Annotated in this window: 20 protein-coding genes and 3 pseudogenes; 6 read left to right on the plus strand and 17 right to left on the minus strand. The window is 37.4% G+C overall.

Going from position 1 to position 25,479, the window contains the following annotated elements:
• Window positions 1–2 precede the first annotated feature (2 nt).
• Window positions 3–2,455 (minus strand): annotated as a pseudogene (locus tag AAFX60_018305) (glycogen/starch/alpha-glucan phosphorylase).
• 395 nt (window positions 2,456–2,850) lie between these two features.
• Here AAFX60_018305 and malT point away from each other — a divergent pair.
• A pseudogene (gene malT / locus AAFX60_018310) lies at window positions 2,851–5,555 on the plus strand (HTH-type transcriptional regulator MalT).
• Window positions 5,556–5,646: 91 nt separating this feature from the next.
• Complete coding sequence (locus AAFX60_018315) at window positions 5,647–6,573, plus strand: DUF368 domain-containing protein (GenBank protein XDF79122.1); 927 nt, start codon at window positions 5,647–5,649, stop codon at window positions 6,571–6,573.
• A gap of 90 nt (window positions 6,574–6,663) precedes the next feature.
• On the opposite strand, the gene focA is transcribed toward AAFX60_018315, so the two are convergent.
• From focA to AAFX60_018330, 3 genes are all read right to left on the minus strand, one after another.
• Window positions 6,664–7,512 carry a formate transporter FocA gene (focA, locus tag AAFX60_018320; protein XDF79123.1) on the minus strand — a complete coding sequence of 283 codons (849 nt, stop codon included), beginning with the start codon at window positions 7,510–7,512 and terminating at the stop codon, window positions 6,664–6,666.
• A gap of 168 nt (window positions 7,513–7,680) precedes the next feature.
• Window positions 7,681–7,866: a hypothetical protein gene (locus AAFX60_018325; protein ID XDF79124.1), complete on the minus strand. Its 186-nt coding sequence runs from the start codon at window positions 7,864–7,866 to the stop codon at window positions 7,681–7,683.
• Between the two features lie 50 nt (window positions 7,867–7,916).
• The gene (locus AAFX60_018330; protein XDF79125.1) at window positions 7,917–8,486 is read right to left on the minus strand and encodes a DNA-3-methyladenine glycosylase I; all 570 of its coding nucleotides are present in this window, start codon (window positions 8,484–8,486) and stop codon (window positions 7,917–7,919) included.
• Window positions 8,487–8,603: 117 nt separating this feature from the next.
• Here AAFX60_018330 and AAFX60_018335 point away from each other — a divergent pair, with 117 nt between their 5' ends.
• The 4 genes from AAFX60_018335 to AAFX60_018350 all read left to right on the plus strand — a co-directional run bounded on the left by AAFX60_018335 (window position 8,604) and on the right by AAFX60_018350 (window position 11,071).
• Window positions 8,604–9,044: a hypothetical protein gene (locus AAFX60_018335; protein XDF79126.1), complete on the plus strand. Its 441-nt coding sequence runs from the start codon at window positions 8,604–8,606 to the stop codon at window positions 9,042–9,044.
• Complete coding sequence (locus AAFX60_018340; GenBank protein ID XDF79127.1) at window positions 9,041–9,601, plus strand: SCO family protein; 561 nt, start codon at window positions 9,041–9,043, stop codon at window positions 9,599–9,601. The genes AAFX60_018335 and AAFX60_018340 overlap by 4 nt, the downstream gene beginning before the upstream one ends.
• Before the next feature lie 25 nt (window positions 9,602–9,626).
• Entirely contained in the window at window positions 9,627–10,073 is a 447-nt protein-coding gene (locus AAFX60_018345; GenBank protein ID XDF79128.1) for a copper chaperone PCu(A)C, read from the plus strand.
• 101 nt (window positions 10,074–10,174) lie between these two features.
• Entirely contained in the window at window positions 10,175–11,071 is an 897-nt protein-coding gene (locus AAFX60_018350; GenBank protein XDF79129.1) for a DMT family transporter, read from the plus strand.
• 73 nt (window positions 11,072–11,144) lie between these two features.
• Here the strand turns inward: AAFX60_018350 and sigZ are convergent, their stop codons facing one another.
• The 13 genes and pseudogenes from sigZ to AAFX60_018415 all read right to left on the minus strand — a co-directional run bounded on the left by sigZ (window position 11,145) and on the right by AAFX60_018415 (window position 25,141).
• Entirely contained in the window at window positions 11,145–11,690 is a 546-nt protein-coding gene (gene sigZ / locus AAFX60_018355; protein ID XDF79130.1) for an RNA polymerase sigma factor SigZ, read from the minus strand.
• 109 nt (window positions 11,691–11,799) lie between these two features.
• Complete coding sequence (locus AAFX60_018360) at window positions 11,800–12,510, minus strand: glutathione S-transferase family protein (protein ID XDF79131.1); 711 nt, start codon at window positions 12,508–12,510, stop codon at window positions 11,800–11,802.
• Between the two features lie 135 nt (window positions 12,511–12,645).
• Window positions 12,646–12,903, minus strand: coding sequence for a YdcH family protein (locus AAFX60_018365; GenBank protein XDF79132.1), 258 nt, complete (start codon window positions 12,901–12,903; stop codon window positions 12,646–12,648).
• Window positions 12,904–13,005: 102 nt separating this feature from the next.
• Window positions 13,006–13,800: a siderophore-interacting protein gene (locus AAFX60_018370; protein ID XDF79133.1), complete on the minus strand. Its 795-nt coding sequence runs from the start codon at window positions 13,798–13,800 to the stop codon at window positions 13,006–13,008.
• An 11-nt stretch (window positions 13,801–13,811) separates the two neighbouring features.
• Window positions 13,812–14,573, minus strand: a complete 762-nt coding sequence (gene vctC / locus AAFX60_018375; protein XDF79134.1) for an iron chelate ABC transporter ATP-binding protein VctC — start codon at window positions 14,571–14,573, stop codon at window positions 13,812–13,814.
• An 8-nt stretch (window positions 14,574–14,581) separates the two neighbouring features.
• Complete coding sequence (locus tag AAFX60_018380; GenBank protein ID XDF79135.1) at window positions 14,582–15,532, minus strand: iron chelate uptake ABC transporter family permease subunit; 951 nt, start codon at window positions 15,530–15,532, stop codon at window positions 14,582–14,584.
• A complete protein-coding gene (gene vctD / locus AAFX60_018385) occupies window positions 15,525–16,460 on the minus strand; it encodes an iron chelate uptake ABC transporter permease subunit VctD (protein ID XDF79136.1) in 936 nt (311 codons plus the stop codon). The genes AAFX60_018380 and vctD overlap by 8 nt, the downstream gene beginning before the upstream one ends.
• 73 nt (window positions 16,461–16,533) lie before the next feature.
• On the minus strand, window positions 16,534–17,439 hold the full coding sequence (locus tag AAFX60_018390) for a siderophore ABC transporter substrate-binding protein (GenBank protein ID XDF79137.1): 906 nt from the start codon (window positions 17,437–17,439) through the stop codon (window positions 16,534–16,536).
• 711 nt (window positions 17,440–18,150) lie between these two features.
• Window positions 18,151–18,513 carry a glutaredoxin gene (locus AAFX60_018395; protein ID XDF79138.1) on the minus strand — a complete coding sequence of 121 codons (363 nt, stop codon included), beginning with the start codon at window positions 18,511–18,513 and terminating at the stop codon, window positions 18,151–18,153.
• A gap of 185 nt (window positions 18,514–18,698) precedes the next feature.
• The gene (gene putP, locus AAFX60_018400) at window positions 18,699–20,195 is read right to left on the minus strand and encodes a sodium/proline symporter PutP (protein XDF79139.1); all 1,497 of its coding nucleotides are present in this window, start codon (window positions 20,193–20,195) and stop codon (window positions 18,699–18,701) included.
• A 109-nt stretch (window positions 20,196–20,304) separates the two neighbouring features.
• Window positions 20,305–21,012 (minus strand): aldehyde dehydrogenase family protein, encoded by a 708-nt coding sequence (locus AAFX60_018405; protein XDF79140.1) that lies wholly within the window; start codon window positions 21,010–21,012, stop codon window positions 20,305–20,307.
• A gap of 14 nt (window positions 21,013–21,026) precedes the next feature.
• Window positions 21,027–24,172 (minus strand): annotated as a pseudogene (putA, locus tag AAFX60_018410) (bifunctional proline dehydrogenase/L-glutamate gamma-semialdehyde dehydrogenase PutA).
• Between the two features lie 186 nt (window positions 24,173–24,358).
• Window positions 24,359–25,141, minus strand: a complete 783-nt coding sequence (locus tag AAFX60_018415) for an AraC family transcriptional regulator (protein XDF79141.1) — start codon at window positions 25,139–25,141, stop codon at window positions 24,359–24,361.
• Between the last annotated feature and the right edge of the window lie 338 nt (window positions 25,142–25,479).

Genomic DNA, 25,479 nt, shown 5'->3' on the forward strand with positions numbered 1-25,479 from the left:
AATTAACGGTTTACTGATTCCAGTTTCCAAATGTTATTTACATAATCACGGATACTGCGGTCTGAACTAAATTTACCAACCAAAGCAGTGTTTAAAATAGCCATTTTCGCCCACTGTTTTTGGTCACGATATGCTGCATCAATGTCGTTCTGAGCACGAACATAATCAGCAAAATCAGCAAGAACTAAGTATGGGTCACCGCCATACAATAGGTTGTCACGAATTGCAGATAACAAACCTACTTTACCCGGAGTAAATTCATCACCAGCTAATAAATCTAATGATGCTTGTAATAATGAATCGGCTTCATAGTACTTATACGGGTTATAACCTGATGCCTTTAACGCCTCAACTTCATCAACCTCTAAGCCAAAGATGAAGATATTTTCGTCACCTACTTCTTCACGGATCTCAACGTTTGCACCATCCATAGTACCAACAGTCAATGCACCATTTAGCGCCATTTTCATGTTACCTGTACCAGATGCTTCTTTACCTGCTGTAGAAATTTGCTCAGATACATCCGCAGCTGGAATGATAATTTCAGCCATGCTCACACGGTAATCAGGAATAAATACCACTTTCAGTAAATCAGACACACGAGGATCGTTATTTACTTTTTCTGCCACTTTATTAATTGCAAAGATGATCTCTTTTGCTAAGTGGTAGCCCGGCGCTGCTTTTGCTGCAAAGAAGAACACACGTGGGTGCATATCAAAACCAGGTTCGTTCAATATACGGTGGTATAAAGAAAGAATATTTAATAAATCCAAATGTTGACGTTTGTATTCATGTAAACGCTTAATTTGAACATCAAAGATAGCATCGGTATTTAGTTCAATACCCATGTTTTCTTTAACCCAATTAGCTAAACGCTGTTTATTTTGTTTTTTCACAGCCATGAATTCTTTTTGGAATTTCTCATCATCGGCAAAAACAGCAATATCACTCAGTTGTTCAAGATGTGCAGGCCACTCATTCCCAATTTTTTCAGAAATAAGGTTTGAAAGACCAGGATTACAGAATTTCAGCCAACGACGAGGAGTAACACCGTTAGTTACATTCGTTAGTTTTCCTGGGAAATATTCATTAAACTCTGGGAATAAATCACGCTTAACTAACTCAGAGTGAAGTGCTGCCACACCATTCACGGCATAAGATGAAACCACACATAAATTCGCCATACGTACCATACGATGTGTGCCTTCTTCGATGATTGATAACTTGCGTAATTTTTCCACATCACCTGGCCACTTCAGTTTCACGCCTTCCAAGAATAGGTAGTTAATCTGATAAATGATTTCCATGTGACGGGTAAAAGTCGAGAAATCAGTGATTCACTCCATGTCTCTAACGCTTCAGGTAACAATGTGTGGTTGGTATAAGCAAACGTGTTTGAACAGATTTCCCATGCCGCATCCCACGATAAGCCACGAACATCAATAAGTACGCGCATTAACTCAGGAATACCAATTGTTGGGTGTGTATCGTTTAATTGGATCGTTTCATATTTAGAAAGATCTTCAATCTTATGACCTGCAGCATCATGACGACGTAAAATATCTGCAATAGAACACGCACAGTGGAAATACTGTTGCATCAAACGTAATGTTTTGCCTTTCTCGTGGTTATCATTTGGATACAGAACTTTCGTTACGTTACCAGCATCAATTAAGGCGTGTTGCGCTTCAAAGTAATCACCATTATTAAAGCTTGCAAGGCTAAACGGTGCTTTTGCACGACATTCCCACAAACGTAATGGGTAAACCGTATCACTTTGGTAACCAACAATTGGTAAATCCCAAGGCATACCTTCAACTGACATACCTGGTACCCAACGACGTTTCTCTTGGCCATTTTCAGTGTACGTTTCTACATGACCATAAAAACCAACTTGCTGTGCAAAATCAGGACGAGCCACTTCCCAAGGATAGCCTTCAACTCCACACCACGCATCAGGCGCTTCTTTTTGTCGACCGTCTTCAAAAGATTGGCGGAACAAGCCGTATTCGTAATGCAAACCGTAGCCAATCGCCGGATATTCTTGCGCAGCTAATGAATCCATAAAACACGCAGCTAAACGACCAAGGCCACCGTTACCTAAAGCAGGGTCACGCTCTTCTTCTAATAAATCCGTTAAGTTATAACCAAGCTCACCCATTGCTTCAGTGATCTCTTCATAAAGACCCATACTAATTAGGTTGTTGCCCGTTAGACGTCCAATTAAAAACTCTAAAGATAGATAGTTTACGCTGCGTGCGTTTTTAATTTTGTCATCATTTTCAGTAGCGACAAGATCAAATGTCGTTAATTCAGCTAGGGCTTTACCCATTGCTAAATACCATACTTTAGCGCTCGCTGTTTTTTCATCTGCAGCGAATGTTGTCACTAAATGCTGTTTTACCGACGCTTTAAACGCCGCTTTATCAAATTTCTCTATGTTATTCGTTTTCATCTTAAATATCTCACGAAGGTTCATAATCAACTGTTATCAATCCTGCCTTGTTCGAATAAGAGTCACATCCTCCTTTTTGGGGGATGAGATAAGGCTGAGATAAAGGCGTAGTCCTAATTAACCAAATAGGGTGTGACCCGACTCAAAGTTTGTAGGCTGACAGTAAAAACCTGCGTGATATTGGACACGTTTTTACAGCATAAAAAACAAAATGATAACAAGATCACAAATTTAAAGATTAAATAAAACTATTTAAAAAACGTATTAAATAAAACTCATATATAAATTCATCAAGATAAAAATAAAGGTTTGATCACATTTATAGGGCGTAGTGGATAGATTAAATCTCATTATTGAGGATAATCAGGTCAGTATTTTTTAAAAGAACAATAATTATGTTAATACCATCGAAACTGCATTTTCCAAGACGATTACATAATGCCATTCTCCGCCAACGTGTTTTAGATACGCTAGAGAATGCGATGCATTACAAACTTGTTTTATTTCGTTCTCCGGCTGGCTACGGAAAAACAACCATGGCTGCACAATGGCTATCAGACAAAGATGCTACTGGGTGGTATAGCCTAGATGAGAGTGATAATGATGAATACAAATTTGCAAAATACTTTGTACAAACAATAAGTAATGCAACTCATACTGAACTGTCGCATTCCAAAGCATTAACTGAGAAACGTCAGTTTGCTTCATTATCAAGCCTATTTTCGCAAGTCTTTACTGAGCTGATCTCGTTTCAAGATGAAGCTTATATCGTTCTCGACGACTATCACTTAATAACGAATGACATAATTCACCTTGGCTTAAAATTCTTCTTAAAACACCTTCCAGATAATTTGACGCTGGTAATAACAAGTCGCTCTCAACCACCTCTAAATACAGCAAATCTACGTGTGAGAGACTTATTAATTGAAATTGATAATCAAAGTTTAGCGTTTGACCAATCAGAAACATCTCTATTTTTCAATCAACGCCTAAATGAGAATATTGACCAAGAAGCCATTACTCATGTTCGTGAGCATGTTGAAGGTTGGCCGTCAGCTCTTCAATTAATTGCACTACACAGTATTCAAAACAATCAATCCTTAAATAATTCAGCGCAAGTCATGGCACAATTAAACCATGCTCACTTATGGGATTATTTAGCAGAAGAAGTGTTTGACCATTTGGATCAAGAAACGCAGCAATTTTTAATGCGTTGTGCTGTTTTGATCATTTTAATACCACACTGCTGTCTAAGGTAACGCAACGAAAAGATGCGCAGTTGCTTATTGAAAATCTAAACCGATTCGGATTATTTATTAACACAAATGGTGAACAAGGTGATTGGTATAAGTTCCATAACCTTTTTGCTGAGTTCTTAACCCACCAAAGACAAAACCACCTAGCTCATGAAGAAATAGACCTGCAAAAATACGCAGCAGAAGCTTGGCTTGAACACAATAATATCTATCAAGCACTTCGCCATGCAAAAAATGCAAAAGACGATATCCTAATCGCGAATATACTTACGCAGCATGGCTGGCATTTATTTAATAATGGTGAGCTTACGTTATTAGAAACGACCATCTCAGCTCTTCGTCCTGAGGTATTATTTACCTCTCCTCGACTTGTTATTATTCGTGCTTGGTTAGCTCAGAGTCAGCATAATTATCTACAAGTAGATGATTTACTCTCTGAAGCACAACGTGAAATGGCGGATCGAAATATTGTTCTTGATAGGCATATGCAAGGAGAGATCGATGCACTGCGAGCACAAGTTGCCATCAATAAAAATGAACCTGAAGCGGCACTTGCCTTTGCAGAAAAAGCACTTGAAGAATTAGAAACCAATAAATACCGCAGCCGCATCGTCGCAACATCTGTTATTGGTGAATATCACCACGTTTCAGGAAACCTTGCGCAAGCACTCGCTCTAATGCAGCAAACTGAAAAAATGGCCATGACCTATGGCATTTATCATCAAGCTTTGTGGGCAATCTTACAACAAAGTGAGATTTTAATGGCGCAAGGATTTATGCAGGCGGCTTTTGATCTTCAAGACAATGGATTCAAACTGATTGAAGACCAAGATTTACATCAACTACCACTGCATGAATTCTTACTTCGCTCACGAGCTCAAATTTACTGGTTCTGGTTCCGTTTTGACGAAGCTGAACAATGTACTTGGAAAGGTTTAGAGGTTCTATCTCCTTTTGATGAAACTAAGCACTTACGTGGCTATTCAATGCTTGCACGCTTGGCCGTTGCTCGTGGCGAACTTGATAAAGCAGAACGATACCTTGATAAATGCCAACAGTTACTTGGCCAAGCGGATTACCATATTGACTGGAAAGCAAATGCCTCTTCTGCTCAGCTATTTTACTGGCAAGCAAAAAACAATTCAGAAGCCATTCAATATTGGTTAGCACAAGCAGACAGGCCAGAGACTCGTTGTAACCATTTTACCCAATTACAATGGCGTAATATTGCACGAGCTCAGTTCCACTTAGGGGATATTGATACCGCAATTGACACACTACAAACCTCTCAAGCTATTGCTCAACAGCATAAGTTGATCACCGATATCAATCGTAATGCGATCTTAGCTGCCATTTTACTGCATGAAAACAAACAGATTGATGAAGCCGTTGAAGCGATGCACCTTGCTATTAAACAATCAAACCAAACAGGGATCATTGGTAGTTTTCTAATGGCGGGACGAAACGTTTTAAAACCCCTTGGGAAATTACAACAAAAAGGCAATGTGACGGAACTTGAAAAACACCGAATTGAACAATTACAGAAAGCGCTATCAAATAATGAGCGCTCTCGTTCAGCTCATTTCGATGAAGCCTTTATTGAAAAAGTATTAAATACACCAGAAGTACCTGAATTAATAAGAACCAGTCCACTCACCCACCGTGAATGGCAAGTGCTCGGCCTTATTTATTCTGGCTTTAGTAATGAACAAATTGCAGCGGAATTTGATGTTGCACCAACCACTATTAAAACTCATATTCGTAATTTGTATCAAAAACTGAATCTTCCAAATCGAAAAGCCGCTATCGCTATGGCTGACGAATTAGTTGGAATGATGAAGTAATCAAATTTACGACATTTTTTACACAGAACTTATGTATAATCATGGCATCTTCATGCATTGTGCATAAGTTTTTTATTTGTATCGAGATAAAATGAATTATTTAACAACGTTCTTTAAAGGCATGGCAATGGGAGCTGCTGATGTAGTTCCTGGGGTATCAGGTGGTACGATTGCATTTATTACTGGCATTTATGATACGCTTCTAGAAAGCATTCGACGTATTAATCCATCAATCTTAGGATTATGGAAGCGCGAAGGATTTAAAGCGGCATTTAACCACATTAACGGCTTCTTTCTTATTTCTCTGTTTGGTGGGATATTAACAAGCATCCTGACATTAGCGAAATTCATTACGTGGATGTTGCACACGCACCCAATTCCATTGTGGTCGTTTTTCTTCGGCTTAATCCTAATTTCAATCGTACATATTGCGAAACAGATTGAAAAATGGTCTTTAGATCGTTTTGTTATGTTATTTGCTGGTGCTGCTTTTGCTTATAGCATTACCGTTCTTAATCCAATGACAATGACACCATCAACTTTCACCTATATTCTTGCAGGCTCTATTGCTATTTGTGCAATGATCTTACCGGGTATCTCAGGAAGCTTTATTCTTCTACTTATCGGCATGTACGGCCCAGTACTTGGGGCAGTTAAATCTCTTGATTTAGTGACTATGGGTCTATTTGCATCTGGCTGCTTAATTGGTTTATTAAGCTTCTCACATGTTCTTTCTTTCCTACTAAGAAAGTTCCGAGATATTACGCTAATCTTCCTAACTGGCTTAATGGCTGGCACATTAGGTAAAATCTGGCCTTGGAAAGAAGTGCTAGAATGGCGTACAAATTCAAAAGGCGAGCAAGTACCACTAATAGAGCAAAACCTATCTCCATTTAACTACGAACAAGTAACGCAGCAACCAGCACTTATTGGTTTCGCAGTATTTGGCGTTATTTTAGGTATTGGTTTAGTTCTAGGTCTTGAAATGTACGCTAAGAAAAACGAAAAAGAATCGTAATTGATTGGTGTAAACTGGTAAATCAATAGATACAAAAAAGGAGCATTCAATATGCTCCTTTTTTTACATCTGTAATACTACTGATATTTATTAGTGATGATTTGGTTCACGAAGATAAATAATCCAGTAACCCATACCAACAAAGATGCCGCCACCAATGATATTACCAATCGTAACTGGGATAAGGTTATTAATCACAAAATTATGTAATGTTAAATCTGCAAAATCTAATGCTGAATAACCACTTGCAGCCCAGAACTCAGGAGAAGCAAAAGTTTTAATGCCAATCGCCATTGGAATTTGGAACATATTCGCAATACAGTGCTCAAAACCTGCTGATACAAACATTGCTACAGGTAAGATCATAACCAAAATTTTATCTGTTAATGTACGACCAGAAAATGTCATCCATACACCAACACAAACCAATACGTTACACATAAGACCTAACGCAATCGCCTGCCAAAAACCATGATGCAACTTGTGTTGTGCAATTTTCATTGTGTTGATACCAACGGCACCACCATCGTTCATGTATTGTTTTGCAACTAACATGATACCAACAAGTAGCATGGCACCTATAAAGTTACCAACATAAACAACAGCCCAGTTCGCACATAGGTTTTTCCAGCTGATTTTACCACTTGCACGAGCAACCAAAGTTAACACCGAGCTGGTAAATAGTTCACCACCGGTTACCACAACTAAAATAAGACCAAGACTGAAAGCCAAACCACCAACGAAATGGGACATACCCCATGGCATTGATTCAGCACCAGTTGTTACTGTGGTATAGAAGATAAATGCAATACCGATATGTATGCCTGCAGTAATTGCTAATAAAAAAGATTTGAATGGATCTTTAGTTGCTTTTGCTACGCCAACTTCAGCAGCGCGTTCAGCCATTTGTGGCGGTAGTAAAGAATCGAATTGGTTCATAGTAGAAACATTTTGATACAAGTGAATAGGAGGTCGGATAATCCTCCTATTTTGTTCGGAATACAAGCAATTTTATTGTTGAAGAGTATTAATTTTAAGATTTGAATAAAGTATAAAAAAATATTTATTGAAACTAATAAATAAGCATTGATTAAGTAAAAATAAGATTTAAATTTTGATATCAATACTATCTCTATGACGACGATCTTTATTTACTCGACGATCATACAGAACAGGCTTTGAAGGGTATGTGCGTCGCTCTTCTTTTTTTCTAAGTTCAGCTTGGTAGATACCATCGACATCTACTGTATCAATAATTTTTTCATCAACATTTGGTAAGGATTTTTTATTCATATCCCCTCCTTGGCTCGCCTATCTCACTTAACAAAACATCCAATTGTTATTTATTTGTTATTTTTAACATAACAAGGACAATTTACCAAGTGATCATTTACAACCCCTGTTGCTTGTAGAAAGGCATAGCAAATCGTAGATCCTACAAACTTAAAACCTCTCTTTTTTAAATCTTTACTTAATTTATCTGATAATTCGGTTGTTGCAGGTACATCACCCATCACTTCCCAGTGATTAATGATCGGTTTTTGATCGACATAAGACCAAAGGTAATTTGAAAAACTGCCAAATTCTTGTTGTATCTTTATAAAGGCATTCGCATTCGTAATCACCGAATTAATTTTAAGTCGATTACGTATAATTCTGGAATCTTGCATTAAAGATTCCACTTTATCTTGATCATATTGAATGATCTTTTGTAAATCAAAACCATCAAATAATAATCGGTAGCCTTCACGTTTCTTTAAAATCGTCGACCAACTTAAGCCAGCCTGAGCTCCTTCTAAAATTAAATACTCGAATAACTCATGATCAGAATAAACAGGTACCCCCCATTCATTATCATGATATTCCCTATCTAAATCAGAAACCTCTGCCCAGTGACATCGCTCTTTTCTCATTTCCTTACCACCTTTTTTATATACAATTTAACTGAGCTCACACAACAGATAATGCATGCATATCCAAAATTTAACTTATGTTACCATTCATTAACCAGTTTAATTGAGCCGATATATATGAAAGCATTCGCAGTTTTGATCAAAGCCTTTCTTATCCTATTACTATTGTGTACTGGTTTTTTCTTTACTGAAATAAGCACCTATGTAAAAAGCTATGTAAGCCCCAAAATTCAGCTTGAAAATACTTGTCATTTATCAACACAAACTTGTCAGCAAGGTGACGTATCCATCACGCTTGAAAAAGATACATTAACGCCGTTACAACCTAGCTCTATTTTAGTGAACTGGCCTAATCAAAATGCCAAAAACCTCATTATCACTCTACAAGGCTACGATATGGCAATGGGAAACCCGACATTTAAATTATTACCCAATACAGACAAAAGCTACTCTGGCGATATTTTACTTCCAATTTGTACACAAAACACCATGATTTGGGTCGGAACCATTAGTGATGGTAACACCTCTATTAATGTTTCATTAAAGGCAGAACAATGAAAAAAGTCTTAATTATCACTCTTATTATTTTATCAGGATTTGGGTTAAAGCAGCTCTATTTATCAATGACAGCCAACAGTACACAGCTTTATGGTGCACAAAATCAACCAATAAACCTTTTTGACGAAACCGACCCTAGAATACGTATTGTTTACTTTGGCTTTACTCGGTGCCCTGATGTTTGCCCAACATCTTTAGCTATGTTAGCAGGAGCTTTTAACCAAATTAACAAAACAACGTTATCTCAATTTAAACCCGTGTTTATCACGTTAGACCCTGAGCGTGATGATGCTGAGCATGCTGCTGAATATGCCCACTATTTCCATCAATCAATAGAAGGCAGTTCAGGTTCACTTCAAACCATTACACAATTAGCTGAACGTTATGGCGTTGTTTTTCATAAAACGGAACTGCCTAATTCAGAATTAAAATACACGATTGACCATTCGTCTTATTTTTACTTTTTAGAACCCAATGGCACTTTAATTACCAAAGTGCCGCATACAATAACACCAGATCCCATAGTGAAAGCAATTAATGAACTTTCACAGCAATAATGACACTTTAAAAGGAATATTAACCATGAAAAAAACATTGCTTGCTCTTAGTGCCCTATTTATTAGTTCGGCTTCTTTTGCACAAAGTGATTTGATCATCGAAAATCCATACGCACGTGCAACGCCACCAAATACAGTAAATAGTGCTATTTTCATGACCATTAAAAATAATGGTGATAAAGACCGTACTTTGGTTTCTGCTACGACATCAGCGGCTAATAAGGTTGAACTTCATACTGTTGTAAAAAGTGACGGAATGATGAAAATGCGTGAAGTGGACTCCATGACAATAGCAAAAGACTCAGAAACGGTTTTAAAGCCTGGTGGCCTACATATCATGCTTTTTGAACTAACAGGTCCGCTAAAAGAAGAAGAATTTATTGATGTAAGCCTTAACTTTGCAAATGGTGATAAAGAAGTATTTAAAGCGCCAGTGAAGAAAGTCATGGCTGGAATGAAGCACAAAATGTAATCATGTCTTATTAGTAAGTCAGCATGTCCGATTAGAGATATATGTAATTAATTGTACCTGTCAAACTGCATCCCATTATCCTCTGATGAGATGCAGTTCACATGTATTATCTTTTACCGCTATTCACCGTACTCATTTGGGGCGGAAATTCTATCATCAATAAGATGGCAGCTTCTGCTATCGAACCAAGCGCAATGAGCTTTTATCGTTGGGCTTTTGCCATGCTGATTTTAACTCCGTTTTGCTTACCATCTGTTATTAAATCTCGTCATGTGATCCGTCCGTATTTAAGCAAATTGGCTTTCTTAGCCTTACTTGGCATGGTATTAAACCAATCTCTTGGTTATTACGCAGGTTTAACGACTACGGCTTCAAATATGTCGTTAATCACCTCACTAGTGCCATTAATCAGTATCTTTCTTAGTCTCCCGTTATTGGGAAAACGTATTTCAGCATTAAGTATTGTCGGTGCCGTGATTTCACTTGCGGGTTTAACATTTATGCTTGGTCACGGAGATATGACTTTCTTTTTACATCAACCAATTACAGAAGGTGATGGCTTGATGGTAATCGCAGCCCTCTCGTATGGTGCCTATTGCGTATTATTAAAGCGCTGGAAAATGCCAATTACTAACTGGCAACTTATTTACATGCAAGGTATGTTTGCTGTCGCAATGCTAACACCATTGTGGTTAACAAGTGATAGCCTATTACCAACAGAAAGCTCGATTCCACTAATCATGTACGCGTCAATTGCTGCTTCTATCTTAGCACCTTGGATGTGGGTAAAAGCAATTGATGTAATTGGTGCAGAATCAAGTGCGATGTTCATGAATTTACTACCAGTAGTTGCGGTATCGTTAGCTGCAATCCTACTAGGTGAAAAGATTGAAAGTTATCATCTGATGGGCGGAATAATGGTTATCTCTGGTGTTATCTTGGCACAAATTAAAACCAAGAAAGCCAAACAAGAAGCAAGCGTTCTCGTTAAAGCCTAATTAAAATTTATAGCTTACATACATAATAAAGCCGACTATTAATGTCGGCTTTTTAGTACAAAGAATCAGTCATTTAACAACGGTTACACTTTCCCGTTTTAGATTGATATTCGATTAAATTCCCTTGAACATCTATAGAGAAATCACAACAATCCGTAAATAAGCCATGTAATTTTTCACGGCTTTTCTTTACTCTCGATTTTAACGTTGAGTATTTTAATCCATGTTTTTCTGCATACTCTTTTTGAGATATGCCTTCGATTTCAATAGCTGATAATAATTTCGCATCTTCATTCGATAGCTGTTCAATAAAAGGCAAAAGACATCGTGAAAGCTCTTTCATTACTTGCTCTTCATTTTCTTCATCGAACCATAAATCATCTGCTAGTAACTCTGTTCGCCTGTTATTTTGGCGGTAAAAATCAATAATCGTATTATTTGCTATTTGAAATATCCATGATTTCACCTTTTTAGTATCCGAGATCGTTTTCAGGTTTTTATGCGTTTTAATCAAGATCTCTTGAAGCAAGTCTTCAACATCTTCAGGATTAGACACTTTACTGCGTAAAAACGCTTTTAAACTTAATTGATACTCGGACCAAATCACTTCTAATTTCATATCAATTACTTACCTTTATACTTTCTAATTTTTGGCGATACAAACAACTTAAGGTAACCAATAATTGGTTACCTTGATTAAAGTCTACTATTTGTTGCTATGAATACAACTAATTACAGCATGAGCTTGAATCCGTTGAACAGCGTCCTTCTGCACATTCTGCCTCTGTGCCATTCATTACATGAGCTAAATAGGTATTTTTTAAATAAAAGCCACTAAAAGTTGCGACAAAATCTTGCGGTACTGTTTTCTCTGCAAGACCAGATTCAATAAGTGAAGCTTGCCATTTTTGAACTTTAGGGAAGCCATCAAGCATATCAAACCCTGATTGATCTTTAATGACAGCTGCACGATGTAACAATGGAAGCCAAGCAATATCTACATTTGAGATATAGTCACCTTTAAAAAACAATGAATCACTCAATTTACCTTCCGCCTTAGCGAACGCTTTAGAAAGATTAGCCAAACGTGTTTCAAAAGTTTCTTTGTCTTTACTTCCCATGGTTCCACATTGCGGCATGTAATGCTTACTCGCTTGATATGACCATGCACGATCAATTGCTCGCTGTTCTGGCGTAATATCTTCAATTGGCGCGTATTTATCATCAAGATATTCAACAATAGCGTCCGACTCAAACAACACGGTCTTATCTTCTGTGATCAATACTGGTACTTGACCATTTGGCGCAATATCCAAGAACCACTGTGGTTTATTATTTAATTCAATGTATTCAATTTCAAACGGTACATTCTTTGTTACTAACGCACCCATTACACGCTGTACAAATGGGCAATTTTTAAAGCTAATTAATTTAATCATTTTGTTACTCCAAAGTGGTTCGTTATTTGTATTTACATCTATAAGACGAAACCAATTTAGAAAAGACGACATTTTAATAAAAAAATCCCCATCAAAGATGATGAGGATTAGATATGATTAAAAACTTTCAATGAACTAATGCGTTACTTGCTCATGATGTTCAATTAACTGCTTATGTAATACGTCTTTTAATTCCATACGCTGACGCTTTAATGCATGCATACTATCATCGTCAATTGGGCTACCTGATATCTCTAATTGTCGAATGTCATAATCAAGTTGATGATACTGTTGGAGATCAGCTTTAAATTTAGGATCATCATGATTAAGCTGAACAATATCCAATTTAAGCTCTGGAAAATCTAAGATAAAAGCGTGGTTTTCATTTAGCATTGGCACTTCCTTTTCTATCAGATTACCTATCAGTATAGGAGCAATCCATCAAAAGAAATGTGCCGCATCACTCAAAGTTAATCACGAATCTTTTAGCAGATACTAACCCTCTGCAAGTTGGTCTTCGTGCTTCGCCACTTTATGTCCATCTTCTGTACAGCCTTCTTTCCAGTAGCTGCTGATATAAAGATCGTCTTTATCAACTTCCTTTTCATTACGGAAATACGTACGAAGCGCTCTCATGTTGTTAAATTCACACGCACTCCATACAGCAACTCGACCGGCTTTCCACTCTTGTAAGCGAACCGTATTTGTTAATCCTTTCTCATCAGATTTAATGACCCATACAAGCTCAATACCTTGTGGTTTCGCTAGATCTTGCTTATCTGATGGATGGTTAATTTCAATAACCGCATAACCTATTGCCGTTGCAGGCAAAGCTTCAAGTTTTGCAGATAATGCAGGTAACGCCGTCATATCAGCAACTAAGAAGAACCAATCTGCTTCTGCATTTAATCCTTTGATACTTCCTGGGCCAGCAATTGAAATCGTATCGCCATTAACGGCATTTTGAGCCCAAGCAGAAGCAAAGCCTCCAGTTTCAGCCGTCATCGCTGTATGCGCATGATGATGGCGAACAAAGTCAACATCCAGTTCATTCTGCTCTTTTCTCAAATTACGCACGGTATAAGTACGCATCATTGGGCGAGTGCCGTCGGGAATATTAAAAAGATCGGTTCCGCCATTGTCATTAAACAACAGCTTGATGTAACCGCCTTCACTTTCCATATTAAAATCAGACAGATCTTCAGCTTTAAACGTAATGCGCTGCATATTAGAAGTAAGTTGCACACTCTTTAAGACAGTCAGCACTCGTGGTGAGGGTTTATTACTCATAACTTAATCCTTTATTGTCCGTAATACATACAAATACGTTGGCCATTAACTTCATGGATATCAAACTCGGTTTCATATATTTCAGACAACACCTCTTTTCTAATAACTTCAGCAACGGTACCATTGGCCACCACTTTGCCTTTTTTAAGTGCCACAATATTGTCTGAATAGCATGATGCAAAATTAATATCGTGAATAACAATAACAACCGCTTTACCTAGTTCATGAGCCAACGTCTTAATGTTTTTCATGATTTGCAATGAATGTTTAATATCTAAGTTATTTAGTGGTTCATCTAAAAATACATAATCCGTATCTTGCGCAACAACCATAGCAATGAACGCTAATTGACGTTGACCGCCACTTAATTGATCTAAATATTTATTCTGAATAGGCTCGAGATCTAAATAGCGAATTGCCTTATCCATCACTTCATTATCGTGCTTTGTGAGTTTGCCTTGGCTATATGGAAAGCGACCAAAGGCAACAAGCTCACGAACCGTAAAACGCATATTTAAATTATTAGATTGTCGAAGTACCGCTAATTTCTTCGCTAGGGCTTTAGTATCCCAATCCACCACTTCTTGGTTTTCGATGAGAACACTACCGCTGTCTTTTGCTAACAAGCGACTTGCCATGGATAACACGGTACTTTTACCTGCCCCATTCGGTCCAATGATCGACGTAACTTCACCTTTAACAAAAGAAGCGGAAGCTTGGTCTACTACTTTTTGCTGACCAAATGATTTAGATAGTTGAGATAATGAAATCATACGTTTCTCTATTGAATTTTTTGTCTAACTAACAGTGATAAGAAATACAAACCACCGATAAAATTAATTACTACGCTTAATGTCGTTTCAAACTTAAATATGTTTTCGATAACCCATTGCCCTGAAAGCAACATCGACATTGCCATTAAACTGCTTCCCAGTAGCAAAGTACGATGACGATAGGTATGAAAAAACTCTTTCGCTAAGTTCGCTACCAACAAACCAAAGAACATCACAGGGCCAACTAATGCCGTTGAAACCGAAATTAAAATCGCCACTAAGATAAGTACTTGTTTTGTCACTTTACCAACATCAACACCCAAACTGGTCGCGTTATCATTATCTAGCCAGAACACATCAAGAATATTCGACATTCTAAAAAGAACAGCACTAATAAGAAGTAATGGAATCACACAAAAATAAACAAGATCTTTGTTAATGTTATTAAAACTGGCAAACATACTAGATTGAATCGAAGCAAAATCATTTGGATCGACTAACATCGTGAAGAAAGAAGAAATGTTAGAAAATAGCTGTCCAAAAATCACCCCAAGCAATAATAAGGTAATTACGTTACTGTTGTTTTTCTTGAAGTAAAATCCAAATAACAATAAAGAAAACCCGACCATTATCACAACTGACATCGCAAAGTTTAAAAATGGATTTAATATGAAAATACTGAAGCTACCAAAAATAACAACAACCAATACTTGAGTAAGTAAATACAAAGCATCAAAGCCCATAATACTTGGCGTTAAAATACGGTTGTGCGTGATGGTTTGAAAAACCAAAGACGATTGAGCAATTGCAATACTGGCTAAGATCATCGCCAATACTTTAGGTACACGGCGTGACAAAAAGTATTCATAATTTGAAGCGTCAAGCCCAATACCAATAAACAAAAAGGTAAATAATACGGTAATGAAAGCCAATGCCGTTAATTTAATTGAATCAGACATTTTGCTTACCTTTTACGATAAAGAAAATAAACACCATTCCACCAAGAATACTAATGATCATAGAGATAGGAATTTCATAAGGGAAAATGATCACACGTCCAACAACATCACACGCAAGAATTAATATCGCACCAACAATCGCTGTTAATGGAATATTCCTACGTAGGTTATCACCATAAAATTGTGCCACTAAGTTAGGTACAATGAGACCAAGGAAAGGTAATTGACCGACAATCATTACTACTGTTGCCGACATAACAGAAACTAAAATAATGCCAAGAAATAGAATTTGTTTGTAATTCAAGCCAATATTAGTAGCAAAGTCTTTGCCCATACCAACAGCAGATAGACGTGTTGCATACCAATAGCTGATCACTGAAATAGGGATTGCGATATACAGTAATTCGTAATTACCTTGAAGAATGTTAGCAAAGTTGGCTACTGTCCATGCAGAAAGGTTTTGAACTGCATCATATTTATAGGCAACAAAGGTAGCAGCAGAAGAGACAACATTACCAAAAATAATACCGATGAGCGGTACATAAATGGCATTTTTAAATTGAATACGATGAATAAACTGAATAAAAAGAAGCGTACCACCAATTGCCATTGCAAAAATGAGTAGTAAATTATCACCATGCCCAAAGAGTACTAAACTCAATACGTAGCCCAACATAGCACATTCGATGGTGCCTGAGGTTGATGGTGCAGCAAATCGATTTTGGCTAATCTGTTGCATAATTAGACCAGCAATACTCAAACCGGCACCAGATAATAAAATCGCTAATAAACGTGGTAAACGACTTACCATAAGAAGTTCTAAAGCTTCCGTATCACCACGAAATATAGCTGACAGCGGTAAATCAGCAACGCCAATAAATACCGAAGCAAAACTCAATACAATAAGAACAAGCAATAACTTTTTCAAAGCTAACCTCAGCCTGCACAAAGCGTGCTATCTCAGTGAAATAACACGCTTTACAGTAGAATTAGAAATAAATTTAAAGATGAATAGATTGTTTTACATCAGCAATCATTTGATCGGTTGCTGTAACACCAGAAATCGCTAAATACCATGCATTAATGTCTAAATAAGTTAAGCTATCGTTCTTATATGCATCAGTTGCTTTTACTAATGGATTAGCAAACTCTTCACGTGTACGACTTTTATCTTTATTGATCAATTTATCTTTATCAATAATTAGCAGGTTTGATGGGTTTACATCACGAATAAATTCATACGATACCAAATCACCATGGCGGGATTCTTTAATACCCTCTACCGCTTCTTTAAATCCAAAGTCTTTATAAATAGAAGAAAAACGCGATTGAGCTCCGAAGGTTGTGATATTACCACCAGCACTCATAACCGTTAATGCAGCAACATTATTTGCTTTATTGTGTTCAGCAATAGCTTTAAATTCAGCATCTACGCTAGCGATTTTCGCTTCAACTTTATCTTGAATTTCAAAAATATTACCTAGCATACGCCATTGTTGTTGTGTGCTTTTCCAATAGCCCGTAGAGTCAGCGGCAAATACGATTGTTGGTGCAATTTCAGACAGATCTTTATATGCTTTTACCGCTCGTGAACCAATAATGATTACATCCGGTTTTTGCATGTAAATAGTCTCAAAATCAGGTTCACTTAAGCTACCTGAAGAGGCATATTCTTTCGTTTTATACTTTAGTAAGTAAGAAGGCATTGTCGTTGCCTGAGTTACCGCTACTGGTTTAATACCAAAATAATCAATGGCATCTAACGTTCCTGTACCAATAACAACAACACGTTGAGGTTTTGTCTCAAGTGTCGTTTTGCCTAATTGATGAGAAACGGTAATCGTTTCAGCATAACTTGATGCAGAAACTAATAAACCAAATAACATTGTAGCGATACTTTTTTTCATATTCTTTACACTAAAGTGATAACTATTCGTATTTCGATTCACTATAATGAAAATGGTTATTATTAACCAGAATAAAAAAGTAAAGATTGTAAAGGCGTAAAAAATATAAGGCTATTAGAAGAGAGTTGAGATAATTGCGGTTCTATAGGCAATAAAAAGGCCATTATAGGGGGAATGATAATGGCCTTAAAAATACATAGCTGGTTTTCTTTAGTGCAAGTGTCTCTTCGTTACTTCACATGAAAGAGTCTCATGATCAAACAAGAAACGAAACGCGTGCGAGTTAAAATATTTCCCGTCACTCCATAACACTTCACCAAAGATCTTGCAGAGATCCATGTCTGAAGCTGAACCTTTCTTATCGATTAATCCAATAACAGATAAAACTTGGCTCTCTATATCCTTGGGACAATTTTTAATTGACCATTTATGAGTCATACTCATTTTTTCCATAATAATAACTAGCCTAATGTGTTTTTATTTATTGTGCTCAAGTCACAAAACACAGTTTAACCCAATGATAACTTAAATCAAGCTTTTTTGTGACTTAAGTCTCACAAAGTGAAATTACTGACAAATTATAGAAGTATAAATAATCAAAAATGAGATCTTTATCATTGATATTTTACATATTTAACACATAAAAAAGGCGCTGTATTAATACAAACGCCTTTGAGTTACCACTTTAGTATTAATGCAAGCTATTGGTATTTAAGGATATTTACTTTCTAAAAATGACATTATGTCAGCAGACTCATACATCCATTGTGTTTCACCATTTTCATTATCAATACGCAAGCATGGTACTTTTATTCTTCCACCTCCCGCTAACAAAGCGGCTCTGTGCTCTTCATTATTTTTTGCATCTCGTAATTCAATGTTCAGTGATTGACGTTTAATCGTTCGACGTACTTTCACACAAAAAGGACACGCTTCAAATTGGTACAAAGAATACTTTGCTGTTTCTGCATCAATTTCAGTCTGTTTAGCAGGATCTCGCTTAACTCCTGAAGGAGAAAATACACAATCCAAACCTAAAATAACCTTACCAAGCACGAAACGAATGACTTTCATGTTTACTCTCCTAAATAATGCATCAATAGCTAACAACGTTGAGCAAATAGATGTTAACTAATGTGAAATATAATAATTATTGTTTTAAAGTTACTGGATTGTAACAGTTTTATTTATATAAAAAAAAGCCTCAAAAGAAATCATCTTATGAGGCTTTAGATTTATGATTATTAATGGGCTAGAACTTATTCAAACTCAACAAGATTACGCTCAAATTCTTCATGCTGTTTTAGCACTGTATCTTCAGGCTTACCTGTTAATTTACTAACGACAATAATCGCAATCGTTGCAAAGATAATTCCAGGGACAATCTCATAGACATCAAATAAACCGCCAGTTAATTGCTTCCAAACAACAATTGTTACACCACCAACGATAATGCCAGCAAGAGCGCCATTACGGTTCATTCCTTTCCAATAAAGGCTAAGTACAATCGCTGGACCAAACGCAGCACCAAAACCTGCCCATGCGTAAGATACGAGACCAAGAACAGAACTATCAGGATTCATTGCTAATAATAGAGCGATAACAGACAAAGCAACGACAGCGAAACGACCCACATTAACGATCTCTTTGCTTGTTGCGTCTTTCTTAACCAGTTGCTTATATAAATCTTCTGATAACGCCGAAGAAGATACAAGTAATTGCGAATCCGCAGTACTCATTATTGCCGCTAAAATTGCAGCTAATAAAATACCAGCAACAACCGGATGGAAAATGGCATTTACTAACAGCATAAATACTTTTTCACCATCAATCGTCTCACCAGGCATAGAACCTGTTACATATAGTAAACCAACAAGACCAACAAGTACGGCACCAAACATGGATAGAGCGGTCCATGCAACGGCAATACGACGCGCTGTCGTTAAATCTTTATTTGTACGAGATGCTTGGAAACGAGCCAAAATATGTGGTTGTCCAAAGTAACCAAGTCCCCATGCCACTAATGAAATGATTGCAATCGCACTTAGTGGTTTGCCATCCATTCCTGTCCATAAAGTCATTAACTCAGGGTTAATTGCGACAAGCTCTGAACTCAATTGTCCAAAACCACCTTGCATAGCTGCAATGGGTACAATCATCAACGCAGCAGACATTAAAAGACCTTGAACAAGATCAGTCCATGCAACGGCTAAAAATCCACCGAATAAGGTATATGAGACGACACATAATGTTCCAATTACCACTGCCACTTTGTAATCTAAACCAAATACAGTCTCAAATAACTTACCACCAGCAACCAAACCAGAACTCGTATAGAAAAGGAAGAAAAGTAAAATGAATAGAGCTGAAATGGTTTGAATGAGTTTCGATTTGTCATTAAAACGGCGAGACAGAAATTCAGGAAGAGTTAATGAGTCATCCGTTGTCATGCTATAGGTTCTTAAGCGTTTCGCACAAATTAACCAGTTTAGCCATGTACCAACAAGTAAACCACCAGCAAGCCACAACGACTCTAAACCTGCTGCATAAGCGTAACCAGGTAAACCAAGCAGTAACCAACCACTCATATCTGACGCACCTGCAGATAATGCTGCTGGCCATGGACCTAATGTTCGTCCACCCAAAAAGTAATCTGATGAGCTGCTCGTTCGTTTATATGCATATACCCCAATCGCTAACATCATTATCAAGTAAGCGATAAAAGTGCCTGTAATGGCAAAGTTATTTTCAATCATTTTATTTCCTTTATGTTATTGGCAGTAATTAACGTCACTCTTGCTATGTTGAGCTTTGCTCTATAGTTATGGCGCAAAAATGACGATGTAATATTCATTCAATTGAATATCAGTGGTTACCACCTCCAAGTTCCAGCAGCGTAGCGTTACCACCTACCGCTGTAACATTAATTGTTCGGGTGCGCTCAGTAATAAAGCGTAGAACAAAATGAGGATCAGTAATTGTCGTTAAACCTTCTTGATCCGTTTCTGCGATCAATTGCGCTAATAATCCATCTCTTTGTGCTAATTGTTGATTCAATTCAATTGCTTTTTGAATACCTCCAACAAAACAGACACCAGCTAATCGCTCATCATTTATGTCTACTGCTTCTCTATCCACTTGTTGAACGGTAAATTCAGGAACATTCACCTCATGCAAACTATTAACAATGACAGAAGCCACTTCAGAGTCTTCACCCGAAAGGGCGACAATAATAGCGTTTCCGGCTACTAATGCTGCAGTTATTTGACCAATTAATGCAACAACCGATGCTTTTTTATCCGATGTGATGTAAAAAACACCTCTTGGAGCGGTATAAAGTTCATTACTTTCACCTGTAGGTCCGGGCATTAACTCAACGTCAGTGATAAGTTGTTGCGCTCGCTGACATTGATATCGAACCATTTTAGCCGCAAGTACACCAAAATGTGGATTCTCAGCTAACTGATTGGCCCAAGTAAGTAATTTTTCAATTCGAAGTGATGCTGACTCAGATTGCCACTCAGCCAATCCTTGAGAAAGCACCGAATCAATGATTTGTGTCATTTTAGTCATGGAATTCTCCTTTCTCATTTTAAAGTCGTTGTAATTGCTTTTGTATAACGCATTAGATAACGAGGTCCACCAGCTTTAGGTCCAGTTCCGATAACCCTTGCCGCCAAACGGTTGAACACCAACGACGGCACCAACTTGATCACGATTGATATAGCAGTTACCCACTTTGATGTTTTTCTCTATCCGCGTGTATGTCACTTCATTACGGCTGTGAATCCCCATGGTTAATCCAAATCCGGTCGAATTAATCTCAGAAATGACCTTATCTATATCGCTGGCTTTGAAACGAACAATATGAAGAATCGGACCAAATTGTTCATTTTCTAATTGTTTAATTGATTCAATTTCAAACGCACTTGGTGGAACAAAATCTCCCTTTTCAGACCAATTAGGTAGTTCAGCTTGTGCAACCAATACACCTTCTTTTGTCATTCTTTCAATGTGCGCCATCAATTTATCTTTCGCACGCACATCAATAACTGGCCCAACATCAGTACAGTGTAACTCAGGCAATCCGACACTTAGCTCAGCCATTGCCCTTTAATAAGATTGATAATTCTATCGGCAATATCTTGCTGAACAAACAACACACGTAAAGCTGAACAACGCTGACCGGCAGAAGCAAACGCTGAACGCATTACATCACGTACCACCTGTTCAGGTAATGCGGTACTGTCTACTATCATGGCATTTTGGCCACCCGTTTCAGCAATAAAAGGCACAGGAGAAACCCCTTCTCCCTCAATTGAACGGTTCGCTAATGTGCGATTGATAAGTTGTGCAGTTTCAGTTGAACCTGTAAAAGCAACGCCAGCCACACGATGATCAGAGGTCAATGGAGCACCGACAGTTTTCCCATCACCCGGTAATAAATGTACCGCTTGCGGAGCTATTCCCGTCTCTAACAACAATTCAATAGCTCGAACTGCAATCAATGACGTTTGTTCTGCTGGCTTAGCTATAACCGTATTACCAGCAACTAATGCTGCCGTTACTTGACCTAAGAAAATGGCAAGAGGGAAATTCCAAGGACTAATACAAACAAAAACACCTCGCCTTGGCGTTCAATTTGGCGAGAAATATCATCAAAACCGACGATGGTTTCTGCCGCTGTAAAATTCAATTTAGCTTGAACAGCATAATAACGGCAAAAATCCACCGCCTCACGCACTTCATCGATACTATCATGAATCGTTTTTCCTGCTTCTTTATGACATAAAGCGACAAGTTCAGGCATGTTCATCTCTAACTTATCTGCTAGAGCTTCCAGGTAATCAGCTCGCTCTGCCACTGGGGTTTGCTGCCAAATAGGAAAGTAATCATGAGCAATATCTAACGCATTGGATACTTGCTCTTGTGAACTCCAGACCAATGAGCCAACGTCATTTCCACGATCATAAGGAGAATTAATAACATGAAGTGCAGAACCATGTTCCTTGATCATGCTTTCGTAATCTCGGATGTTGCTCACGATTGGACCACCTTGCCAATACGTTTTCATTTGTTCTTTTACTTGACGTTCAAATGGATGGGCTTCACTTTCAACATCTAAGTTAATGCTGTATGAATTTTTACGATCAGAGAAAATGTATGGCGGTAGTGGAATTAATTGATTCTCTAATGATGGACACGCTAATAAAGAATCAACAGGGTGAACCGTTAAGCTTTCAATCGGACAATTCGCATCAACCAAACGATGAACAAAAGAGCTGTTAGCTCCATTCTCTAATAAACGTCTTACGAGGTATGGCAGTAAATCTTTATGACTTCCTACTGGTGCATAAATACGAACACTGCGGTTAAACATATCCATAGCGTGTTCATAAAGTGCATCTCCCATACCATGCAGCCGTTGAAATTCGAATTCATCATGTGTTGCCATAGAGGCAATAGCGGCAACCGTGTGTGCATTATGACTAGCAAACTGTGGAAAAATCTTACCTTTTACATGCTCGCTTAATAAGTAACGAGCGCAAGCTAAATAAGATACGTCAGTGGCCTCTTTACGAGTAAAGACAGGATATCGTGCAAATCCAAACTGTTGAGATAATTTTAATTCCGTATCCCAATAGGCACCTTTTACTAACCTAAGTGGAATAAGGTCTCCTTGTTCTTTTGATAACGCCGTTAACCATACTAAAACCGGCAACGCTCGTTTCGAATAAGCTTGAACAACCAGTCCGAACTTTCCCCACCCTTTTACTATGTCGCTACGATATAACTTTTCAAAAAGCTCAAGAGATAACTCTAAACGATCCATTTCTTCTGCATCGATAGTAATACCTACATCCAATTCTCGTGCACGTTCTAATAATTGCAGCACAGATTGGTACATCTCATTCATGACTCGTTCTTTATTTGCAACTTCATAACGAGGGTGCAATGCTGACAATTTGATTGAAACCGTTGGCTCAGGGGAATTCGCAATACTTGCAGCACGGCCAACGCTTTCAATAGCCATGATGTAATCTTTAAAATACTTATGAGCATCCGTTTGCGTTAATGCCGCTTCACCTAGCATATCGAAAGAATAGGTATACCCTTTCTCTCGCATTGATAACCCTTTTTTCTGAGCTTCTTCTATGGTTCGCCCAAGCACAAACTGATGCCCCATTATTTTCATGGCTTGATTCATTGCTTGACGGATCACAGGCTCTGAAAATTTATTAACGAGTCTACTCAAGGCATTAGATGGAGAACCATCAGCTTTGACATCCATAGATACAACTTTACCCGTTAAAAGAAGCCCCCATGTAGAAGCATTAACAAAAGTAGAATCTGAGTTTTTTAAATGAGACTTCCAATCTGCAACACTCAATTTATCTCGAATTAATGCATCCGCTGTTTCAGCATCAGGAATACGCATTAGCGCCTCAGCAAGACACATTAATAATATTCCTTCCTTAGTATCTAAACTGTACTCGAGCAAAAGTGCATCTATCATTTGCACCGCTTTTTTGTCATCACGAACACGCTGTATCAGTATCGCTGCGTGCTTTTCCATCATAACGGCTTCACGGTCTGTTGGTTTAGCTAATGGTAATAGCTGGTGCAGCCATTTGGCTTCATCAACCATGTAGAGAGGAGAAATAGCAGACCATAATGATTCTAACGGTTGCTCAATTATAGATGAGGACAATACTTCTTTCGCTTGAAACATACCTGTTTCCTCTTGTTTATCTGACATGATTAACTATAAAGACAGAGCCTCATAGTTAAGCTAGTTATTATTAGAGTTTATTGCGAAAGATTCTATTTTCTATTTAATCTGAATACTTGTCAAAACCTCCGATTTAATTGTTAAATCATCCATACGGTTACAAAATGAGAACAAAAGCGGTAATTTTTAATTACGAATAAAGTTCATATTACGATAGTGACTGGGAGAATCTCCCACTTTTTTCATAAAAGCATGGCTAAAAGCACTTTGATTAGCAAAACCAGCTTGTTGTGCAATTTCGCCTACAGTAAGGGTACTTTCTCTTAATAATTTCTTTGAGTACTCAATACGCTTTGTAACGATATACTGATGTGGGGTTAAACCAAATTCTTGCTTAAAAATGGCATAAAATTGACTCTCCCCTAAAAAAACAGTGCTTGCTAACTGTGCAATTGTGATCTTAGTTCCGAGATGTAGTGTTATAAAATTGTCGATCACATCTGGATTTAAACGTTTTATTTTTTTTGCTGAATTTTCATCAATTAAATGACGCTCTAACAGGGAAATTATCGTGTTACTGCATGTTCTGCTTAGTAAATGATCGTCAATATTTGATTGTATTTCACACACCAATAATTGGATTAAGTGCTGAATTTGACTATCAAGCTGATAATAACCCATTTTACAAAACAATTTTTTAACTCTTGATGCTAATTCATCATCAGTAAAAAACTGAGGAAAATTAAGGACTAATATTTCTGATTGATACAAACTTAAAAAAGCATGCTCTTGATTCGCCGGAATAACGGCCACTTTACCAGCATAAATAACACTTAAATTATTATTTATTTCAAACTCAGCTTGCCCTTTCAAACCTATCACTAATTGATGATAGTGATGAGAATGCAGTTCTCTTTCTTCCGGCAACATTATGATTTGAGTTGGTGAAATCCAGTCAATTTCCATCATCAATCCATTTAACTCATCTAATCTGATTTAAATTCAGTTTAACCAAGATCATAAAAACAATCTATCTATAACCACTACATGAAAGCATGATCATGATTAAACATTTTACTGCCAATGTATTTCCTATTTATAAATGACGGACATTTCAGTACAACAAATAATCAAAGCTCTTTAATTACAAATAGTTACAATTAAATATCAAAACTAAGAATATATCGTCTCATTAATTAACTTGATCATGCTTTCATACTATCGAAACAATGATCAAGGTTAACAGATTAGATTATATAAATTACATACTATTTTGGTATAAATTTTGCTTAATACTTAATGTTAAA

Source organism: Aliivibrio fischeri (genome assembly GCA_038993745.2).
In the GTDB taxonomy this organism is placed as follows: domain Bacteria; phylum Pseudomonadota; class Gammaproteobacteria; order Enterobacterales; family Vibrionaceae; genus Aliivibrio; species Aliivibrio fischeri_B.